This window comes from Halogranum gelatinilyticum (genome assembly GCF_900103715.1).
GTDB classification, from domain to species: Archaea; Halobacteriota; Halobacteria; order Halobacteriales; family Haloferacaceae; genus Halogranum; species Halogranum gelatinilyticum.
Map to the genome: position 1 here is coordinate 264,152 of NZ_FNHL01000003.1, position 20,827 is coordinate 284,978.

The following is a 20,827-nucleotide window of genomic DNA, read 5'->3' on the forward strand; positions in this document are numbered from 1 at the left end:
CCAAGTTCTATGTCACACGATCCAGAGTACAGCGCCGGGCAGATTCAGGTCTTAGAGGGCCTGGAAGCTGTTCGAAAGCGTCCGGCGATGTACATCGGTTCTACGGACGCCCGTGGTCTCCACCATCTCGTCTACGAGGTCGTCGACAACTCCATCGACGAGGCACTCGCGGGCTACTGCGACAACATCGACGTGACCATCCACGAGGACAACTCCATCTCCGTCGAGGACGACGGGCGGGGCATCCCCGTGGACACCCACGAGCAGTACGACCGCCCGGCCGTCGAGGTCATCATGACTGTCCTCCACGCGGGCGGGAAGTTCGACAACAAGTCCTACCAGGTCTCTGGCGGGCTGCACGGCGTCGGGGTGAGCGTCGTCAACGCACTCTCCCACTGGCTCGAGGTCGAGATCAAACGCGACGGTGCGGTCTGGAAGCACCGCTTCGACCACGGCGAACCCGAGGCAGACGCCTTCGAGCGGGTCCGCGATATGCGGTCCGACGAGGAGACGGGCACGAAGATCCGCTTCTGGCCCGACGCGGACATCTTCGAGGTCGAAGAGTACAACTACTCCACGCTCGCCAACCGGCTTCGCGAGCTCGCGTTCCTCAACTCCGGCGTCGAGATCACGCTCACCGACCAGCGTGAGACCGACGACGACGGCGAGTTCGTCACCGAGGTCTTCCGCTACGACGGCGGCATCAAGGAGTTCGTCGAGTATCTCAACGAGACGAAGACGCCGCTGCACGACGACGTGGTCTACTTCGAAGACGAGGAAGACGACATCCAAGTCGAGGTCGCCATGCAGGCGACCGACGAACTGCAAGGCTCGATTCACGCCTTCGCCAACAACATCAACACCCGCGAGGGTGGCTCGCATCTGACCGGGTTCAAGACGGCACTTACCCGCGTCGTCAACGACTACGCCACCTCCAACGATATGCTGACGGACCTCGACAACAACCTCAAGGGCGAGGACGTCCGCGAGGGGCTGACGGCCGTCATCTCGGTCAAACATCCCGACCCGCAGTTCGAGGGGCAGACCAAGACCAAGCTGGGTAACTCCGAGGTCCGCGGTATCACCGAGAGTGCCGTCCACGCGGGGCTGAAGACCTACTTCGAGGAGAACCCCGGGACCGCACAGTCCATCATCATGAAGGCCGTCGAGGCCGCGAAGGCCCGACAAGCGGCGAAGAAGGCCGAGGAACTCACCCGGCGCAAGTCGGCACTGGAGTCCTCGTCGCTGCCGGGCAAGCTCGCCGACTGTCAGACCCGCGACCCCGAGGAGGCCGAACTGTTCGTCGTCGAGGGTGACTCCGCCGGCGGGTCGGCCAAACAGGGCCGCGACCGGAAGAACCAGGCAATCCTCCCGCTCCGCGGGAAGATTCTCAACGTCGAGAAACACCGGCTGGACCGCGTCTTGGAGAACAACGAGGTCCGGGCACTCATCACCGCCATCGGTGCCGGTATCGGCGAGGAGTTCGACGTCGAGAAGGCGCGGTACAACAAGATCATCCTGATGACGGACGCCGACGTCGACGGCGCGCACATCCGGACGCTCTTGCTCACGCTGCTCTACCGCCACATGAAGCCGCTCGTCGAGGCGGGCTACGTCTACGCAGCCCAGCCGCCGCTCTACCGTATCCGCTACCGCGGGGAGACCTACGACGCGATGACCGAGGCGGAGCGCGACCGCATCGTCGAGGAGAAATGTAACGGCAACCCGACGCAGGTCCAGCGGTTCAAGGGACTGGGCGAGATGAACCCCGACCAGCTGTGGGAGACCACGATGGACCCCGAGAACCGCATCCTCAAGCAGATCAACATCGAGGACGCCGCGGCCGCAGACCGGATGTTCAACATCCTGATGGGCGACGCCGTCGAACCGCGCAAGCAGTTCATCAAGGAACACGCGACGGACGCCGAGTGGGTCGACATCTGAATGACGGGTCATCATCTCAGCACCGACGACGGTAGCACAGGCTGTGGACACCGGACGGAGAGACGATGAGTTCAGAGATACCGAACCCAGACGACAACGACGTACAGGCAGCACAGGTGATGTCTGCTCGCATCGAAGACGAGATGGAGCAGTCGTATATCGACTACGCGATGAGCGTCATCGCCGGACGCGCCCTTCCGGACGTCCGCGACGGTCTCAAGCCCGTCCACCGGCGCATCCTCTACGCGATGCACGAAGCGGGTGTCACGTCCCGCTCGTCGCACCGGAAGTCCTCCTCCATCGTCGGCGAGACGATGGGTGACTTCCACCCGCACGGCGACTCCGCAATCTACGACGCGCTGGCGCGGATGGCACAGGACTTCTCGATGCGCGTCCCGCTCGTGGACGGGCAGGGGAACTTCGGCTCCGTCGACGGCGACCCGCCGGCCGCCATGCGGTATACGGAGGCCCGGATGTCGCCCATCGCCGAGGAACTCCTGGCCGACATCGAGAAGGACACCGTCGACTTCCAGTCCAACTACGACGACCGCCTGACGGAACCCGAGGTGCTGCCCTCGGCGTTCCCGAACCTGCTCGTCAACGGCTCGTCGGGTATCGCGGTTGGGATGTCGACGAACATCCCGCCGCACAACCTCGGCGAGATCGTCGACGCGACGATCCACCTCATCGACAATCCCGAGTGCACCATCGAGGAGTTGATGGATCACGTCAAGGGACCGGACTTCCCGACGGCCGCCAACATCGTCGGCCGCAACGCCATCCACCAGGCGTACAAGACCGGCCGTGGCCGTATCCGCGTCCGCGCCGAGATCGACGTCGAGCAGGACGCGAAGGGCAACGACGAACGCATCGTCGTCACCGAACTCCCCTACCAGGAGAACAAGGCGCGGCTCATCGAGCGTATCGCGGACGACGTCAACGACGGCAAGATCGAGGGCATCCGCGACCTCCGCGACGAGTCCGACCGCGACGGCATCCGCGTCGTCGTCGAACTCAAGCGCGGCGCGAGCGCTGAGATCGTCAAGAACCAGCTGCTCGACAACCATCTCGAATCCACCTTCGGCGTCATCAACCTCGCGCTCGTCGACGGCCAGCCGAAGGTGCTCGACCTCAAAGAGACGCTGCAGGAGTATCTGAAGCACCGCCGCGAAGTCGTCCGCCGACGCTCCGAGTACGACCTCGGCGAGGCCGAAGACCGCGCACACATCCTCGAAGGCCGGCTGACGGCACTCGAAAACGCCGACGACGTGGTCGAACTCATCCGTGACTCCGAGAGCCGCGACGACGCGAAGGAGGCACTCATGGAGGCCTACGGCTTCTCGGAGGCGCAGGTCGACCACATCGTCTCGATGCAGCTCGGGTCGCTGACCTCGATGGAGGCCGAAGCCATCGAAGAGGAGTACGAGGACGTCCAGGCCACCATCGAGCGGCTGAACGAGATCCTCGACGACGAGTCCGAACTGCTCGGCGTCATCAAGGACGAACTCCGCGACATCAAAGACGAGTACGCCGACGAGCGGCGGACGAGCATCATCGAGGACACCGGCTCCATCACCCGCGAGGAGCTCATCCCGCAGGAGGACGTCGTCGTCGTCGTCACCGAGGACGACTACATCAAGCGGATGCCGGCGACCACCTTCCGCGCACAGAACCGCGGCGGGAAGGGGATCATCGGCACGGACCTCAAAGAGGACGACCAGGTGTCGTCGGTGTTCTTCGCGAACACCCACGACTACCTCCTCTGCTTTACGAACCACGGGCAGGTCTACCAGCTGAAGACCTACGAGATCCCCGAGATGTCGCGGACAGCCCGCGGCAAGTCGGCCGTCAACGTCATCGACCTCGACCAGGGCGAGGAGATCGAAGCCGTCGTCAACACCGACGAGATGGACGAAGACGAGTTCTTCACGATGGTCACCCGCGACGGCTACATCAAGCGGACCGCCGTCGACGACTTCTCGAACATCCTCTCGACGGGGATTCGGGCCATCCGCCTCGAAGACGACGACGCGCTCGTCGACGTCGAGGTTACCGACAACACCCGCGACATCATCATCGCCACCACCGAGGGCATGAGCATCCGCTTCGACGAGGACGAAGTCCGCGCCATGGGCCGGACGGCCCGAGGTGTCCGCGGCATCCAGCTCACCGGCGACGACAAGGTCGCCGGCGTCGCCGCCGTCGAAGAGGACCGACACGAGTGGCTCCTCACCGTCACCAAGAACGGCTACGGCAAGCGGACGGACATCGGCAACTACCGCACCCAGTCGCGCAACGGCAAGGGTCTCATCGACATCAAGACGACCAAGCGCAACGGGCCGACCTGCGCCATCGAGACGGTCGCCCCCGGCGACCATCTCGTCGCGATGAGCGAGACCGGCCAGATCATGCGCACTCGCGTCGACGAGATCTCGACTGTCGGCCGCAACACGATGGGCGTCATCGTGATGGATCTCGACGACGGCGACCACGTCGCCGCCGTCGACGTGGTTCCGGCCGCACGGGCCAGTGCAGAGAGCGAAAAAGACGTGGAGACGGACGACGCAGAAGAACCGGCCGCCGAAGCGGAGTAACTCCCCGGACCGCCCACTTCCACGACTGATTTTTTCGGCCGGTTACTGCCCGAGTACCGGTGCTTTCAACGCCGCGACCTCCGAGAGGATCGCCTCGACGTTGTCGTCGTCGACGCCGTTCGCCCGCAGTGCTGCCTCAAGATGTTCCGCGACGGCCGCGAAGTCCGACTCGGAGATGTCGAGATGCTCGTGAGCTTCGCGCATATCGTCGCCGGTGTAGTCGACCGGGCCGCCAGCGACCGCACTGATGAACTGGACCTGGTGGGCGCGGAGTTCGGCCATGTCCTGGTCGTCGAAGAAGTGGACGAGCTGGTCGTCCGAGAGAACTCGGTCGTAGAAGTCGTCGACGACAGCTTCGACTGCCGCTTGCCCGCCGATTTCGTTGTAGACTGTCTGTGACATCGGTGTGGATGTGGGTCTGTCTGCGACTTCCATAGGAGCTATCCCTCAGTCCTGTGGGTTTATTTAAGCAGCAGTATTTAAAATAATAATTTGTGAACGTCACGTCTCGACGAGCTGGTCGAGCAGTTTCCGCTGGGCGACGGCGAGATGTTGGCCGAAGGTCGCAGCCGAGATGCCGAGTTCGTCGGCGACGTCGGCGGCACTGGTCTCTCGCGGCCGCTCGAAGTAGCCCCGGTCGTGGGCTGTCTGGAGTGCCTCGTACTGGCGGTCGGTGAACGCGCTGCGGTCGACGACGACCAGCGTCTCTCCGTCCTCGGCCGTCGAGCGGGTCAGCCGACGGACACGCACGGAGCCACAGCAGTCCCGAAGGTCGGCCACGACAGTCCGGAGTGCTGCAACGTCCGCGACGATGAAGGTGAGCACGACAGTTCCGTCCTCGGCACGGACGTTACGTACCGGACAGCCGTGGTCCGGGAGTCGGCCGCAGGGGCAGTCTGTGTCGCTCGCAAAGCGGTAGACGGTGGAGTCGGTGTCCGAGAGGACCGCCTCCGCGCTGTCGCCGACGTCGGCGTCGCTGTCGGCGGTGAACTCGCCGACGACGCGCTCGCCGTCACCGGTCTGACGGCGGCTGGTGGTGACCGACGCCACGTCGGCGCGCTCGCTCACCGTGGCCGCGGGACAGCCGTCGACGTCGCTAACTTCGAGTTCCACGTGGATGCCGTCAGCCGTGGCCATGGTCGGAGTCAGTGGCTCGACGAGGAAAAGGTCTCGAAACGGGCGACCGATGCGACGGGGGCGAACGCCTCAGAGGATGCGCTTGCCGAGCGCGCTCGCGGCGAGTTCCGTCGCGAGTTCTGCGGTTTCGTTGTGCTGGTCGAGGATGGGGTTGACTTCGACGACTTCGAGTGAGCGAAGCACGCCCGCCGAGGCGACCTGTTCCAGCGCGGAGTGGGCCTCGCGGTACGAGGCTCCGCCGCGGACGGGCGTCCCGACGCCGGGTGCTTCCTTGGGGTCGAGCCAGTCGAGGTCGAGGCTGACGTGGACGCCGTCGGTGCCGTCACTGGCGACGGCGAGTGCGTCGTCGACGACTTCGGTCATGCCGCGCTCGTCGACGTCGGACATCGTGAAAGCCGTGACGTCGGAGGTGCGGATGGCCTCTTTCTCGGCGGCGTCGAGGTCGCGGAGACCGACGAGTGCGACGTTCTCTTCCTTCAGGCCGCGGGCGTTGGCCCAGCCGACGCCCTCGAAGTCGCCGATGCCGAGGGCGGCCGCGAGCGGCATCCCGTGGACGTTGCCGGAGGGCGAGGTGGTCGGGGTGTTGAAGTCGCCGTGGGCGTCGAACCAAATGACACCGATTTCGGCGTCTCTGGCCGAGCCAGCCATCGACCCGATGGCGATAGAGTGGTCGCCGCCGAGGACGACGGGCGTGGTGTCGTCGGCGAGCGTCGCGGCGACCTCGTCGGCGATGCGCGTCGAGACTTCTTCGACCTCCTCGATGAACTTCGCGTTGGCGAGACCGGACGCCGGTTCGGGGTCGCGTTCGTCCGCGAGGGGGACCGGAAGGTCGCCAGCGTCCTCGACGGTGATACCGGCACTCTCCAGTTGCTTTGCGAGGCCGGCGTAGCGAATCGCGGAGGGACCCATGTCGACGCCGCGTCGGTTCGCGCCGTAGTCGGTCGGTGCGCCGATGATGCGGGCTGGTCGCGTCATTGTCGTACGTCCTGCCGGGCGACACTTAGCGGGTGTGGTTGTCGCTCAGTCCAGATACGGCTCGCAGACCAGCTCGACACCTTCCTCGAAGCTAATCTGCGGCTCCCAGCCCGTGTCGGCCTTCATCTTCGAAACGTCGGCCATCGTGTCGTGGACGTAGATGTCGAAGGGGTTCTCGACGTAGACGGGTTCGACGTCGGTGCCGAGGACGTCGTTGATCATCGCGACCATCGTGTTGAAGTCGTAGCTCTCGCCCGTGCCGAGGTTGTAGATACCCTGGAGTTCGTGGTCGGCCGCGAGTTCGAGCCCGCGGACGATGTCGTCGACGTGGGTGAAGTCCCGCGTCTGCGAGCCATCGCCGAACAGTTCGGGCGACTCGCCCTCCGCGATCTGGTGGGCGAACTGGGCGATGGTGTTGGCGAACTCGCCTTTGTGCTCCTCGTTGCCGCCGAAGCCCTGGTAGACGGAGAAGAACCGCATCCCGGCGAGCGTCATGCCGTAGTGGTTGTGGAAGTACTCGGCGTAGCGCTCGCGGGCGAGTTTGGAGGCCTCGTAGCCCGTCCGAGCCTCGACAGCCATGTCTTCGGGGGAGGGTTCGGTTCGGTCGCCGTAGATAGAGGAGGTGGAGGCGTAGACGACGGTGTCGCAGCCGTCCTGTCGGGCCTGGTCGACCGTGTTGACGAAGCCCTCGACGTTGACGCGGGCACCCTGCGTGGGGTCCTCCTCGTGCATCTTGTAGGAGGAGAGTGCCGCGAGATGGAACACGACGTCGACGCCGGTCGGGAGGTCGTCGTCGAGGACGCTCGCGTCTACGAACTCCACGTCGTCGTCGAGGTTGTCGGGCGTCCCGAGATAGAGGTCGTCGAGGGCGATCACGTCGTTGTCGGCCGCGAGATGGTTCGCGAGGTTCGAACCGATGAAACCGGCACCGCCGGTGACGAGGACACGCTTCCCGTTCATGGATGTACGCGCAGTGGCGAGGGTCAAAGCGTTGTTGCTCTCGCGGAAGCGACGGACCGGAAGGTTCTCGGCGGCGAACTGTTCGTTTGTCGCGCTCAGAATCTTTTCTTTACTGATGCTTCTCTTCAGATTCGGTGACGGCTCGAGTATCCATCGGGTTTAAGCACATCAATCACGAACATGGCCATATGTCATCAATCGAACTCACGCCGAGCCAGCAACAGATACTCACGGCCCTGATTAACCTCTACCGCGAGTCCGAGTCCGCCGTCAAGGGTGAGGACATCGCAGAAGAGGTAGACCGCAACCCCGGCACCATCCGCAACCAGATGCAGAGTCTGAAAGCACTCCAGCTCGTCGAGGGCGTCCCGGGCCCGAAAGGTGGCTACAAGCCGACCGCCAACGCCTACGAGGCACTCGATATCCAGGAGATGGACGAGCCCGCCGCCGTCCCGCTGTTCCACGAGGGCGAGCGTGTCGAGAAGGTCAACGTCGAGGGCATCGACCTCTCCAGCGTCCACCACCCCGAGAAGTGCCGCGCCGAGATCCACGTGCAGGGGTCGGTCCGTGACTTCCACGAGGGCGACGCCGTCACCGTCGGCCCGACGCCGCTGTCGAAGCTCGTCATCGAGGGCAAACTCGACGGGAAGGACGACACCAGCAACGTGCTCATCCTGGTCATCGAGAGCATGATCGCTCCCTCCGAAGAGCCCGCACACTAACCGCTGCTCCGGTCTCCGTTTTTCTCTTCTGCACTCACAGCGAAGATAGCGCTGTATCGGGTGCAAAAAATAGATTTTCTGACAACAGTTAAGAGAGTCCACGAGAGAGGAGTATCAACTGAAATGACGGAAGGAGAGAGTGGGATTGTCGCGCGTCCGTGGCGGTGCCGAGCCGCGGCTTCGGACCGATCCATCCGGGAGGGGAGATGAGCGGTCGACTCCCCCGCGTGGGTCGGTTACTGGCTATTTGCCTCGTGTTATCGTTACTCATTGGGCAGGTTTCGGCCGTTCCAGTCGTCCGCGATGTCGTCGAAATCCCAGGTGTGAGTACCGCTCACACCAACCCCGGAGCGGAAGCGTCATCGGTCGGAACCGTACAGAGCGATGCGGAACGTGGCACGAGTTCGACAGGTCCTTCGGACGACGAGGGCGCGAGAGGAAACGGCAAGCAGACGGGTGGTCAACAGAACGACAACGCCGCCAACGACAAGCAGAACGGCGGTGCCGACGAGAAGCAGGGGAACACCCCTTCCAACAGTAAGCAGAACAGCGGTGCCGACGACAAGCAAGGGAACACCCCTTCCAACAGCAAGCAGATCGACAACGCCGCCAACGACAAGCAGATTGCTAACGCTGCCGATAGCAAGCAGAACGGTGGTGCCGACGGTAATCAGAACAGTGCTGCCAACGGGAATCAGGACGACAACGCTGCCGACAGCCGGAACGACAACACTGCCGATAGCCAGCAAAATGATGCTGGCAACGGTAATCAGGGCAACAACGCTGCCGACAGCAACCGGAACGACAACGCTGCCGACGGCAACCAGAACGACAACGCCGCCGACAACCGGAACGAGAGTGCCCGAGGAAACGGCCGTGGTTCGGCAAACGAGTCCAAGCGTGGCGTCGCTGCGGACAGGCGTTCCGAGACGGCCCGTGACCGTTCGACCGTCGTCGCGACGCGAGGGAAGTCGGTCGGACGGCCGACGCAGGTCGACTTCCGCGTCGACAATGCGACTGCCGGAACGGGAGTCACGCTGGACCTGCGAGACGTGCAGCGCGGTCCGGCGGACGAGTCCCGAGCGTGGGACGACGTCGAACCCGGCGTCAGCGTCGACCGGTTGAACGTGACGGTCACTCGCGACGGCGGATTCACGATGAACGTCACCGCGACGGACGACCGACTCGACGACGCACCCGCGTTCGACTCCGGCGACGGTGCCGAAGCGGCGGGATACGTCCGGGTCAACCACTCGGTGCCGGACGCCGACATCGAGCGCGTCGAGTTTACCTTCAGACTGGAGCGCGCCAAGTTGGCCGCACTGGACGCTCGCCCCGAGGCCATCGCGCTCTACCGCTACCACGACGGGGAGTGGACGGAGCTGGCGACGCGTCTCGAAGACGAGACCGCGAGCGAGTACGTCTTCGTCGCCGTCTCGCCGGGGCTTTCGGACTTCACGACGGGCGTCAAGCGGCCGAAGTTCGAGATGGACCGCCCGTCGGTCAGCACGACCGACGCGGCCGCCGGCGACACCGTCGGCGTCGACGTCCTGATTCACAACGTCGGCGGTGCCGACGGGCCGTTCCACGCGAAACTCGTGTCGAACGGTGCCGTCGTCGACGAGCGCGTCGTCACGGTCGCAGCCGACGGGAGCCGGAGCGTCCGGTTCGCCCGGACGCTCGACCGCACGGGCGAGTACGAACTCCACGTCAACGACGTCTTGGCCGGAACCGTCTCGGTCGACGCGGCGAGCGGCCGTGCGGTGACCGGGGAGACGACGCAAGCGGCGGGAGAACGAGAGACGGGAGCGGCGGAGACGGACGGACCGGGAATCACGGAGACCGCAGCACCGGGAGTCGGGTTCGGTCTCGGTGCGGTGGCCGTCCTCGGAACGCTATTGGCCATCAGGGTGAAGCGGCGATGAACAGGCAGACGGTCTCTGTGGTATCGTGACTGACTGTCACACATCTCTCTCAAGTCAACGATGAAGCTCCGCGCCAGACTCCTCCTCGTGTTGGTACTCGCCGCAGCCCTGCTCGGCGGGAGCGTCTACGGAGGCGTCGAACTGTACAAAGGACAACTGGTCGAGCAGGAGCGCGCCGACGTCGAAGACGTCGCCAGCCTGACGGCACACCAGATCGACGGCGTCGTCGCCGAGAAGGCCGACACCCTCGGATACATGGCGTCGAAACCGGAGGCCCGCGAGTTCGACGAGGCGGGAAGCTTCCTGCGGGCGTTTCTCGAGACGTCGCGCTTCTTTGCGGTCCAGCTCGTCGACGCCAACGGCACGGTGCGTCAGTTCCACGGTGACGTGACCGAGACGCAGCGTCGGGCGGTCATCGGCAGCAACGTCGCCGACGAAGCCCACATCCGTGCCGCGCTCGACGGCGAACTCTACATCGCGCAGCCGCAGCGAGCCGACGGCTCGGAGCGCGCGGTCGTCGTGATGAGCGCGCCGGTCTACAACCGGTCGACGGTCGTCGGTGCTCTCTCCGCCGGGATATACGCCGACACGTCAACGCTTTTCGGGCCGGTCGAAGCGACCGGCGACGAGTCGCAGGCTGTCGTCGTCAGCAGCGACGAGATGGTCCTCCACGAGCGGACACAGACCTTCGACGAAGAGCTGTCCGCGTCGGCGACGGTCCCCTCGACAGGCTGGCAGGTGACCGTCGTCCGCGACGTGACGGCGACGAACCAGCTCGTCAACGACCTCCAGACGTTTCAGGGAATCAGCATCGCACTCGTGCTGTTTCTCGTCGCCGCCTTCGGCCGCTGGGAGTACCAGACGACCCTGAACCAGACCGAAGCACTCCTCGACGGATTCGAGCGCGTCCGAGACGGCGACTTCGAGTCGAGGGTGTCGTTGACTGCGAGCGACGAGTGGCGTGAGATAAGCGAAGGGTTCAACGAACTCGTCGAGGCCATCGCGAGCCACGAAGCGGAGTTGGAGGAGCGTCGCCAGCGACTCGAAGTCCTCAACCGGGTCCTCCGGCACAACGTCCGAAACAGCACGTCGGTCATCCTCGGCTACGCGGAGTTGAGCAGAGACTCCAGTGCGGACGGCACACAACAGCTGTCGACCATCGAAACCCACGCGAAACGGCTGTTGCGCCTGAGTGAGACCGCCCGCCGACTGCAAGGCGTCATCGACAGCGACGAATCAATGACCGAACGCATCGACGTCGCCGCGGCCGTCGAGGAACTCGTCGACGAGCTGCGGACGGCGCACCCGGACGCGACCGTCACTGCCTCGGTCGAGCGGACGGCCGACGCGCTGGCCAACCCACAGCTCGAACTCGCCATCGACGAACTCTGTCGGAACGCACTGCAACACAACCGCAACGCGGACCGCCGGGTCGACATCGACGTCCGAACGACGACGGCCGACGGCGAGGAGGTCGTCGAAGTCACCGTGTCGGACAACGGTCCGGGCATCCCGACAGACCAGCGGGCGGTGTTGGAGAGCGGCCGCGAGACGCCGTTAGAACACGGAGAGGGACTCGGGCTGTGGCTCGTCTACTGGACGGCCAAACGCTCCGGCGGCGACCTCCACTTCGCCGAGGACGACGACGACGGTGCCGTCGTCACGCTCGTCGTCCCACGAGCGGGGCCGGACGACACTGGAGAGTCGCCGAGAGCTGAAGAGTCCGTAGCGAAGTAACACCGGGATCGGCGGTGACGGAACGACGGTGCGACCTGTTTTGAGATGGCAGAGGGCAAGGAGCGTCCGGAGTCGTAGACAACAACGAGAGAGATCGAGAAGCTGAGAGACGGAGAACCGCGAGAGATGAATAACCGCGAGAGACAGAGAACCGCGAGAGAAACCGAAGTCGAGAGATGGAGCGTTAGCGTCGTCGCGTTACATATCCTCCCACGCGTCGAAGGCGCGCTTGACGGAGGAGACGTCGGCGATCCAGCGCGTCGCGATCCCCTTCTTCAGGAGCTTCGCGGCCGGGCCGCCGAAGGTGTTGATCGGGACGCCCTGGACGTCGTGGGCGACGGCCTTGTCACCGACGGAGACGACGGTCCCCTTGTCCTTGTGGGTCCAGGTCTTCAGCGGGCCGCCGCGGACGGCGCGCGCGAGGTTCTCGCCAGCGACGTCTGCTGCCTGCCAGGCCGCCTGGGCGGTCGGCGGCGCGATGTTGTCGTCGCCCTGGTCGACGAGCGCGGAGTCGCCGATGGCGAAGACGCGGTCGTCGGAGGTCCCGAAGTCCTGGTCGGCGAAGATGCGGTTCGAACGCTCGTCCTTGTCGACCTCGGCGTCGGCGACTTCTTCCTGGCCCGTGATACCGCCGGTCCAGACGAGGACGTCGTAGTCGAGTTCTTCGGGGTCTTCGTCCTCGCCGCCGCCGAGGAAGATGGTCTCCTCGTCGACCTTCGAGATGAAGTCGCCCGTGAGGATGTCGACGTCGGCCTCCTGAAGCCGCTTGCGGAGCGCGCCCTGGACCTCGGGATCCTGGCCGGGGAAGATCTCGTCGAGCCCTTCGACGATCTTGATGTCGACCGGTGCGCGGTGGGTGTCGCGGAACTCCGCGATCTCGCCAGCGCACTGGATACCCGAGAGACCGGCACCGCCGACGACGACCTGTGCGGGTTCGCTGCGGGAGCCAGCCTCGGCGGCCTCCTTGACCTGCTGGTGGATCTCGCGAGCGTCGTCGAGACCCTTGAGGGTGAGCGAATACTCTTCGAGGCCCTCGATGCCGTAGAAGGCCGTCGCGCTGCCGAGCGCGACGAGCAGGTAGTCGTACTCGACGGAGCTGTCGTCGGAGAGTTCGACGACGCGCTCGTCGGTGTCGACGTTGGCGACGTGGCCCTTGACGAAGTCCGTCGAGGGCGACTTGATCTCGTCGACCGGAATCGAGATCTTCTCTTCGACGGCCGGGTTGCGGACGACACGGTGGACCTCGTGGAGGACGAGATGGTAGTCCTCCTCGGAGATCCACGTCAGTTCGGCCTCACCGTCGGCGATCTCTTTCTCGAACGATTTCACGGCACCGGCACCGGCGTAGCCCGCGCCGAGAACGACGACCTGCGTAGTCATAGACGGACCTGCGAAGCCCTCGGATAAATGGGCTTTGGAACGGGCTTACACGTCCGCGGCAGATGTTGCCGTACACGGCCGAGAACGGCGGTTCGGTGTGTGGACTGTTGCCGTGGTTTGGTGGGTTGTTGCCGTGAGATGGGTGGGCTGTTGTCGCGATTCGAATCGAGATTCCTCGGGGGCGACGTCTCCGGCGACGGCGACTACTCCAGCGACAGCCCGGCGTGCCAGTGGTCGACGCCCGCCTCTTCTTTGACCGCGTCCATCTTCGCGAGGAGCTTCACGGCGAGGCTGGCCGTCTCGGCGGACTTCGTCTCGCCTTCGGTCCGGAACTCGCCGGTGACGCGGTTGGCGTAGACCGAGCAGACCGCACCGGCGCGGAGACCGTAGACGTTGGCGATGGTGAGGAGCGCGGAGGCCTCCATCTCGATGTTCTTGACGTTCGCGTCCTGCAGTTCCTTCACGAGGTCTTCGCTGCCGAGCGCGCGGAAGCCCTCGAAGCCGGGGCGGCCCTGGCCGGTGTAGAAGGAGTCGGCACTCATTGTCAGGCCGACGTGGTAGTCGTGGCCGAGGCGCTCGGCGGCGGCGACGAGTGCGGAGACGACCTCCTTGTCGGCGACGGCGGGGTACTCCTCGCGGACGTATTCCTTGCTCGTCCCCTCCTGGCGCACGCCGCCGGAGGTGATGACGAGGTCGCCGACGTCCATCTCGGGCTGGAGCGCGCCGCAGGAGCCGACGCGGATGAAGGTGTCCGCGCCGACGCGGGCGAGTTCTTCGAGCGCGATGGCGGCAGAGGGACTGCCGATACCCGTCGACGTGACGGAGATGGGCGTCCCCTCGTAGGTCCCCGTCGCCGTGCGGTACTCACGGTGGTAGGCGACCTCTTCGTGGTCGTCCCAGAAGGGGGTGATCTTGTCCAGTCGCTCGGGGTTGCCGGGGAGGAGGACGGCGTTGGCGACGTCGCCTTCTTCGAGTTCGACGTGGTACTGGAAGCCCTGGTTCGGGTCTTCGCTTGCGTCTGTGTCCTTGACCATGATACAGAAGTGACGAAAGACGGTGTGAAAGCGTTTGTCCATCGGTTTGCGTCGTGTTTCGGCGGGGACAGGTCGGCGCGGACTGGCGTGGGGAACGCCCAGTTCAGTTTTGCCGGTTTACGCGCACGTGCGCGCACACGCGCGAAGCCCTCAAGTCCGTCCAACCCTGAGACTCGTTTGAGGTCACCATGACACCCACAGACCCGTCGGTACCCGAAGAGGCGGTACAGGGCGTCGATACCGAGAACGTCGAGTACGAGGAGGTCACCGTCCCGGTACTCGTCGTCGGTGCGGGTGCCGCCGGGGCACGGACGGCCATCTCGCTCAAACAGGCGGGCGTCGAGCCGCTCGTCATCGGCAAGCGCGACCACGGTGACGCACACACGACGTGGGCCGCAGGCGGCATCAACGCCGCACTCGGCTCTCTCGACGAGGAGGACGACTGGACGGTCCACGCCGCCGACACCTACGACGAGGGCCACTTCATCAACGACCCGGACGCGGTCGAACTCGTCGCGAAGGGTATGCCCGACCGCATCCGCGAACTCGACGAGTGGGGGATGCCCTTCGACCGCACCGAGGACGGGAAGATCAACCAACGCTACTTCGGCGCGCAGTCGTTCCGGCGGACCTGTTTCGTCGGCGACCGTACGGGCGAGGCCATCCTCGAAACGCTCGTCGCGAAGGCCCAGGAGTTGGAGATCCCGTACCGCGACAACGTGATGGTCACCCGGCTGCTCTCCGACGGCTCGCGCGTCTATGGCGCGGCGGGCTACGACATGGAGGACGGCCACTTCGTCGTCTTCACCGCCGAACACGTCGTGCTGGCGGCTGGCGGGTTCAGTGCCATCTACAACCGCCACTCCTCGCGCGACGACGAGAACAACGGCGACGGTCCCGCTCTGGCATACGAAGCCGGTGCAAGCCTGCTGGACACCGAGTTCGTCCAGTTCCACCCGACCGGAATGGTCCAAGACCCCGACTGGGAGGAGGAGTGGGGCGGCCGACTCGTCACCGAAGCCGTCCGCGGCGAGGGTGGACGGCTGTTCAACAGTGAGGGAGAACGGTTCATGGAACGCTACTCGCCCGACCAGATGGAACTCGACGCCCGCGACGTCGTCGCCCGTGCAATCGCCCAGGAGGTCCGCGAAGGGCGGGGGACCGAGAACGGCGGTGTCTACCTCGACATCTCCCACCGCGACCGCGACTTCATCGAGGAGCGACTGCCGCGGATGTACGAGCGGTTCCAGAGCCTTGGCGTCGATATGGCCGAAGAACCGGTTGAGGTCGCGCCGACGGCCCACTACACGATGGGCGGCGTCGACATTGACTTCAACACGGGCGAGACGGGTGTCGAGGGGCTGTACGCCGTCGGCGAGACGGTCGCCGGCGTCCACGGCGCGAACCGTCTCGGCGGCAACTCGCTGGCCGAGACGGTCGCCATCGGCAAGCTCGTCGGCGACCACGTCGCCAATCAGGTGACGGGTGAGACGCCCGAACTCCCCGGCGGGATGCGCGCGCTCGCCCAGCGGGAGTTCGCGGCACTGGAAGGGCTGGAGACCTCTGACGGCGACGTGACGCCGGAGGAACTCCACGAGGCCTTTGGCGAACTCATGTGGGAGCACGCGGGCATCCTGCGCGACGAGGAGAGCCTGAAAGCCGGGCTGGAGCGGCTACAGGACCTCCGCGAGCGGACCGCCGACCTCCGGGTCGACGGCGACCGGACGAGTCTCGCCTTCGAGTACGCGGTGGACCTCTCGTTCACCTTCACGGTCGGCGAAGCGATCCTTCGCGGCGCGCTCGAACGCGAGGAGTCCCGCGGCGCGCACTTCCGTGAGGACTTCACCGAGACAGACGAGACGTGGCGCAAAAACATCCTCGTCGACCGCGGAGACACGGGGATGGGACTCACGACGCGGGGCGTCGGCGAGCCGTCGCCGGAAGTCCAGGCGGCAATCGACGAGGGCCACGAACTGGACTACCACCACCTCGAATAATCTCTCTCCCCGCGTCGCACGAGCGACGCTCAGTTACTCCTGCTGTTCTTTCGCGGCTTCGAGCGTCCCGAGCGAGATGGTGTTCGGTAGCAGTTCGCCGAGGACGTACTCCGTCGTCTCCTCGTCGCCCTCGTCGCAGACGACGACGAGGTCCTCGTCGCAGAACTCCGCGAGCGTCTGGCGGCACATCCCGCAGGGGGTGACGCCGTCGCGGACGCCCGAGGAGACGGCGAGGCGGTCGAACTCGGTGTAGCCGTTCTTGACGGCCTCGGCGATGGCGACTTCCTCGGCGTGGAGGCTGTTCGAGTAGTTCGCGTTCTCGATGTTGCAGCCGACGAAGACGGTCCCGTCGCTGGCGCGGAGCGCCGCGCCGACGCGGTACTCCGAGTAGGGGACGTGGGCGTTTGCGAGGACGTCGCGGGCCTGCTGAATCAGGTCTTCTGGCATGGGAAATGCTACAGCGAGGGGGTGTTTATACGTCCCGGAGGCGGGAGACGACGGAGACGGCGGAGACGACAGAGACGGAGCGCGCGAACAGGACCGAGAGAGAAAGAGTCTATAGCACACGGTCCCGACCCGGAGACGTGAACGACGAACCCACCGGGCGACGCGTGCTCCTGACTGTCGCTGGTGTCGTAGTGGTGCTCGCCGGAATCATCGGCTTCTTCGTCGGCTCGAACAGTGCCGAGTCGTCGCCGACGTTCGAGGTGTTCGGGACGCTCGCGCTGCCGACGTCTCCGGCGTCGGTCGCGCTCTACGGGATGGTACTCGCGGGCGTCGTCATGGGCGGACTGTTCGCGGCCGTGCAGTTCGCCTCGCGCTACGACGACGTGTAGCGGAGAGAACGCGGTTCTTTTGCCCCTCCAGTACGGAGTGAGGATATGGCCACCTCCACGAGCGAGCGAGAGGCGTCCCCCGACCCGGCCGACCCGACCGAGGAGTCCTCGGGCCGGAACCGCAAACGCGCCGCCCTCGCCGTCGCGCCCTTCCTCGGTATCGGGCTCGCCGACGTCGCGTTGATTCTCGGCTGGGGGATGGACCCCCTCTGGGGCTTCGCGATTCTCCCGCCCATCCTCTTCTGTACGGTGCTGGCGTGGATCGTCTTCAGTACCGACTTCCTCGAAGACCGGACGTAAGCCGCGTAAGGCGTCTCACCAACGCAGGCGTCTCACCGCCCGGTGTCGTACTTGTAGGTCGCTTTCTCCGGGTCGATACCGAAATCTTCCGCCGACTCCTCGGGTTCGGGTTCTTCTGCGACTGGTTGGGCGTCTTTAAACGCCTCGCGAAGCCCCTCGGGCATCTCGAAGTCGTCGACAGCGATGTGCGTCGCGACGACCGTCTCGTCGAGCGACTCGCGTTTCTCTTCGTGGCGACGGGCGAGCGGTTCGGGGAGGTCGCTCGAATCGAGCGGCTCGAAGCCGAACTGGAGGAGATAGTTCGGCTGGTCGGTGATGCAGTAGACGTCGTCGAAGCCGTCGGCGGCGGCCTTCCCGAGCAAGCGTTCGACGACGTGCGCGCCGACGCCCTGCCCCCGCCAGTCGGCGAGGACGCCGATGCCGGTCAGCTCACAGGAGTCGCCGTCGTCGGCCTTGTGGAGCCGGATGCGGCCGAAGCCGACTCGGGTGTTCGTCTCCTCGTCGACCGCGATGACGTAGTCGCGCGACCGGAACGCCGCGTCGTCGAGTCCCATCGCCTCGATGTGGTCGAGCAGCCACACCTCGTCTCGGTTCTTGGCATCGCGGACGTACATGACTGACAGTAACAGCCACGTCGGCAAAAACCGTTTGCCGTCGTGGAGTCACGGGACCAACACGGACGATAGTGCGGAAAGCTACTTGTCACCGGCGTCGGAACCCTCAGATATGACCACGGTACCCGACATCGACGAGGTCGTCCACGAGCCGAGCCAGTCGTTCGTGGAGTCGACGAACGTCTGGGAGTTTATGCAGACGTACGGTATCGAGGACTACGACGAACTCATCGAACGGACCTGCCACGACGTCGAAGGCGTCGACGAGAGCGGCGTCGAATGGTTCTGGGACGAGCTCGTCGATTATCTCGGCATCGATTTCTACGAGGACTACGAGACCGTCCGCGACGACTCCGAGGGCCCACAGTTCTCCGAGTGGTATCCCGGCGGCCGCATCAACATCGCCCACAACACGCTCGACCGCCACGCAGCCGTCGATAGCGAGAAACGCAACACGGTCGCCTGCATCTGGGAGGGCGAAGACGGTACCGTCCGCGAGGTGACCTACCACGAACTGCATCGCCAGGCCAACAAGGTCGCGAACTACCTCGAATCGACGGGCATCGAGACGGGCGATACAGTGGGGCTGTATATGCCGATGGTCCCCGAAGTCATCTCTATCCTCTACGGCTGTTTCAAAGTCGGTGCCATCGCGGTGCCTATCTTCTCGGGCTTCGGTGTCGACGCCACAGCCACGAGAATCGAAGACTCAGAGTGTTCCGTCCTCTTCACTGGCGACGGTTTCCAGCGTCGTGGCGGCGAGATTCTGCTCAAGGGAGCCGCGGACGATGCCATCGACGAAGCGGGTCACGTCGAGCACACTGTGGTCTTCGACCGATTGGGTGCCAGCAACGACGGCAGCACCGTCGACGTGCCGTGGAACGCTGACCACGACGAGTGGTGGGCCGACGCTATCGAGACGCAGGACGACGCCTACGATACCAAGGAACTGCCTTCGGACCAGGAGTCGATGCTGCTGTACTCCTCAGGGACCACAGGAAAACCGAAAGGCATCGTCCACACCCACGCCGGCGTCCAGATGCAAACAGCGAAAGAAATCCACTTCGGCTTCGACCAGAAGCCCTCTGATAGGTTCTTCTGGGTTTCGGACATCGGCTGGATGATGGGACCGTGGACGCTGATTGGCAACCAAACGTTCGGCGGAACCATCTTCATGTACGAGGGCGCGCCCGACCACCCCGAACCCGACCGCTTCTGGGAGATGATCGACCGCCACAAGCTCACCACCTTCGGCATCTCGCCGACCGCTATCCGCGCACTCCGCAAGTACGACGACGAGTGGATCGAAAAGCACGACCTATCGTCGCTCAGACTGCTCGGCTCGACCGGCGAACCCTGGGACCCCGAATCCTGGCAGTGGTTCTACGAGAACGTCGGTGGCGGCGAAGCACCCATCATCAACATCTCCGGCGGCACCGAAATCTGCGGCTGCTTCCTCATGCCCATGCCGACTCAGCCGCTGAAACCCTGCTCGCTCGGTGGGCCGGGACTGGGGATGAACATCGACATCGTGAACTCCGAGGGCGAGTCCGTCGCCGACGACCACGAACGCGGCTTCCTCGTCGCCCGTGATTCGTGTCCCTCGATGACGAAGTCGCTCTGGGAGGGCGACGAGCGGTATCTGAACACTTACTGGTCGACCTGGGAGGACCTCTGGGACCACGGCGACTGGGCACAGAAGGACGAAGACGGCTTCTGGTTCCTGCACGGCCGCGCCGACGACGCGCTCAACGTCGCGGGCCGGAAGGTCGGTCCCGCCGAGGTCGAAGGCGCGCTCATCGAACACGAGTCCGTCAACCAGGCCGCCGCCGTCGGCGTCCCCGACGACACGACCGGAACGGCCGTCGTCGCCTACGTCGTGCTCGAAGACGGTGTCGCGGAGAGCGACGACCTCCGCGAGGAGTTGCGGGCACTCGTCGGCGAGGAGTTAGGAAAGCCGTTCCGCCCGCGTGAGGTGCTGTTCGTCGACGAGTTCCCGAAGACCCAGTCGGGGAAGATCATCCGCCGCGCCATCTCCTCGCTCTATCAGGGCGAAGACCTCGGCGACATGAGCAGCATCGAGAACCCCGAAGCGTTAGAAAAGATCGAGAACGCGAAGTAACTACCGCGCCTGCCACTCGCGGCGCAGCAGCCCGAAGTGAACGACGTCGACGTAGTCGCCGTCGACGAAGCGAGCCTCTCTGAACCGCCCTTCTTCGGTGAAGCCGAGTCCCCTCACGACATCCTGTGAGCCGTCGTTGAAGTCGAAGACCCGAGCGTGCAGGCCGCGGCAGTCGTGGGTCCGAAAGAGGTAGTCGACGAAGAGGCCGACAGCTTCGGACCCGTAGCCCTCGCCGTGGTACTCCGGGACCAGCCAGTAGACGAGTTCCGGCCGCGCCTGGTCGAGGCTCTTGACGGCGACCAGCCCGATAGACTCGTCGTCGGTCTCGACGACCAGCGAAACACCGTCGCCGCCTTCGAGCGTCTCCTCGATGAACGTCTCGCTCTGGTGGCTGTTGCTCGGCTGTGTGGAGCCGAGCGGGACGCGAATCTCCGGGTCGGTCGTCGAGCGTTGCATGAACTCGGCGTCGTCGCGTTCGACGGGACGGAGCGAGACGCGCTCGCTCGAAACGACAGTGGTGTCGGCCATGGCCGAGCGGACGACCGGGTTG

Annotated in this window: 18 protein-coding genes; 9 read left to right on the plus strand and 9 right to left on the minus strand. The window is 65.0% G+C overall.

What is annotated here, in order from left to right; all coding sequences use genetic code 11:
* Positions 1 to 9: 9 nt before the first annotated feature.
* Positions 10 to 1,944: a DNA topoisomerase (ATP-hydrolyzing) subunit B gene (gene gyrB / locus BLR57_RS12645; RefSeq protein WP_089698033.1), complete on the plus strand. Its 1,935-nt coding sequence runs from the start codon at positions 10 to 12 to the stop codon at positions 1,942 to 1,944.
* A gap of 65 nt (positions 1,945 to 2,009) precedes the next feature.
* The gene (gene gyrA, locus BLR57_RS12650; protein WP_089698035.1) at positions 2,010 to 4,538 is read left to right on the plus strand and encodes a DNA gyrase subunit A; all 2,529 of its coding nucleotides are present in this window, start codon (positions 2,010 to 2,012) and stop codon (positions 4,536 to 4,538) included.
* Between the two features lie 42 nt (positions 4,539 to 4,580).
* Here the strand turns inward: gyrA and BLR57_RS12655 are convergent, their stop codons facing one another.
* The 4 genes from BLR57_RS12655 to BLR57_RS12670 form a co-directional block, all read right to left on the minus strand.
* Complete coding sequence (locus BLR57_RS12655) at positions 4,581 to 4,940, minus strand: group I truncated hemoglobin (RefSeq protein ID WP_089698036.1); 360 nt, start codon at positions 4,938 to 4,940, stop codon at positions 4,581 to 4,583.
* A gap of 99 nt (positions 4,941 to 5,039) precedes the next feature.
* A complete protein-coding gene (locus BLR57_RS12660) occupies positions 5,040 to 5,675 on the minus strand; it encodes a helix-turn-helix domain-containing protein (protein ID WP_089698038.1) in 636 nt (211 codons plus the stop codon).
* 69 nt (positions 5,676 to 5,744) lie between these two features.
* Complete coding sequence (rocF, locus tag BLR57_RS12665; protein WP_089698039.1) at positions 5,745 to 6,650, minus strand: arginase; 906 nt, start codon at positions 6,648 to 6,650, stop codon at positions 5,745 to 5,747.
* A 45-nt stretch (positions 6,651 to 6,695) separates the two neighbouring features.
* Positions 6,696 to 7,610, minus strand: a complete 915-nt coding sequence (locus BLR57_RS12670; RefSeq protein WP_089698041.1) for an NAD-dependent epimerase/dehydratase family protein — start codon at positions 7,608 to 7,610, stop codon at positions 6,696 to 6,698.
* Positions 7,611 to 7,798: 188 nt separating this feature from the next.
* Between BLR57_RS12670 and BLR57_RS12675 the strand changes: the two genes are divergently transcribed.
* From BLR57_RS12675 to BLR57_RS12685, 3 genes are all read left to right on the plus strand, one after another.
* Positions 7,799 to 8,332, plus strand: a complete 534-nt coding sequence (locus BLR57_RS12675; protein WP_089698043.1) for an Rrf2 family transcriptional regulator — start codon at positions 7,799 to 7,801, stop codon at positions 8,330 to 8,332.
* Positions 8,333 to 8,655: 323 nt separating this feature from the next.
* Positions 8,656 to 10,257: a PGF-pre-PGF domain-containing protein gene (locus BLR57_RS12680; protein ID WP_089698045.1), complete on the plus strand. Its 1,602-nt coding sequence runs from the start codon at positions 8,656 to 8,658 to the stop codon at positions 10,255 to 10,257.
* 60 nt (positions 10,258 to 10,317) lie between these two features.
* The gene (locus BLR57_RS12685) at positions 10,318 to 11,994 is read left to right on the plus strand and encodes a sensor histidine kinase (RefSeq protein WP_089698047.1); all 1,677 of its coding nucleotides are present in this window, start codon (positions 10,318 to 10,320) and stop codon (positions 11,992 to 11,994) included.
* A 198-nt stretch (positions 11,995 to 12,192) separates the two neighbouring features.
* Here the strand turns inward: BLR57_RS12685 and BLR57_RS12690 are convergent, their stop codons facing one another.
* Positions 12,193 to 13,374 carry an NAD(P)/FAD-dependent oxidoreductase gene (locus BLR57_RS12690; RefSeq protein ID WP_089698049.1) on the minus strand — a complete coding sequence of 394 codons (1,182 nt, stop codon included), beginning with the start codon at positions 13,372 to 13,374 and terminating at the stop codon, positions 12,193 to 12,195.
* A gap of 203 nt (positions 13,375 to 13,577) precedes the next feature.
* Positions 13,578 to 14,408, minus strand: a complete 831-nt coding sequence (locus BLR57_RS12695) for a nucleoside phosphorylase (RefSeq protein WP_089698051.1) — start codon at positions 14,406 to 14,408, stop codon at positions 13,578 to 13,580.
* A 188-nt stretch (positions 14,409 to 14,596) separates the two neighbouring features.
* On the opposite strand from BLR57_RS12695, the gene BLR57_RS12700 reads away from it, so the two are divergent.
* Complete coding sequence (locus BLR57_RS12700) at positions 14,597 to 16,405, plus strand: L-aspartate oxidase (RefSeq protein WP_089698053.1); 1,809 nt, start codon at positions 14,597 to 14,599, stop codon at positions 16,403 to 16,405.
* Positions 16,406 to 16,438: 33 nt separating this feature from the next.
* On the opposite strand, the gene cdd is transcribed toward BLR57_RS12700, so the two are convergent.
* Positions 16,439 to 16,852 carry a cytidine deaminase gene (cdd, locus tag BLR57_RS12705; protein ID WP_089698054.1) on the minus strand — a complete coding sequence of 138 codons (414 nt, stop codon included), beginning with the start codon at positions 16,850 to 16,852 and terminating at the stop codon, positions 16,439 to 16,441.
* 137 nt (positions 16,853 to 16,989) lie between these two features.
* On the opposite strand from cdd, the gene BLR57_RS12710 reads away from it, so the two are divergent.
* Positions 16,990 to 17,241: a DUF7520 family protein gene (locus BLR57_RS12710; RefSeq protein ID WP_089698056.1), complete on the plus strand. Its 252-nt coding sequence runs from the start codon at positions 16,990 to 16,992 to the stop codon at positions 17,239 to 17,241.
* 45 nt (positions 17,242 to 17,286) lie between these two features.
* On the plus strand, positions 17,287 to 17,541 hold the full coding sequence (locus BLR57_RS12715; protein ID WP_089698057.1) for a DUF8142 family protein: 255 nt from the start codon (positions 17,287 to 17,289) through the stop codon (positions 17,539 to 17,541).
* A gap of 32 nt (positions 17,542 to 17,573) precedes the next feature.
* On the opposite strand, the gene BLR57_RS12720 is transcribed toward BLR57_RS12715, so the two are convergent.
* Complete coding sequence (locus BLR57_RS12720) at positions 17,574 to 18,155, minus strand: GNAT family N-acetyltransferase (RefSeq protein WP_089698059.1); 582 nt, start codon at positions 18,153 to 18,155, stop codon at positions 17,574 to 17,576.
* 112 nt (positions 18,156 to 18,267) lie between these two features.
* Between BLR57_RS12720 and BLR57_RS12725 the strand changes: the two genes are divergently transcribed.
* A complete protein-coding gene (locus BLR57_RS12725) occupies positions 18,268 to 20,277 on the plus strand; it encodes an AMP-binding protein (RefSeq protein ID WP_089698061.1) in 2,010 nt (669 codons plus the stop codon).
* Here the strand turns inward: BLR57_RS12725 and BLR57_RS12730 are convergent, their stop codons facing one another.
* Complete coding sequence (locus BLR57_RS12730; RefSeq protein WP_089698063.1) at positions 20,278 to 20,805, minus strand: GNAT family N-acetyltransferase; 528 nt, start codon at positions 20,803 to 20,805, stop codon at positions 20,278 to 20,280.
* Positions 20,806 to 20,827: the final 22 nt, after the last annotated feature.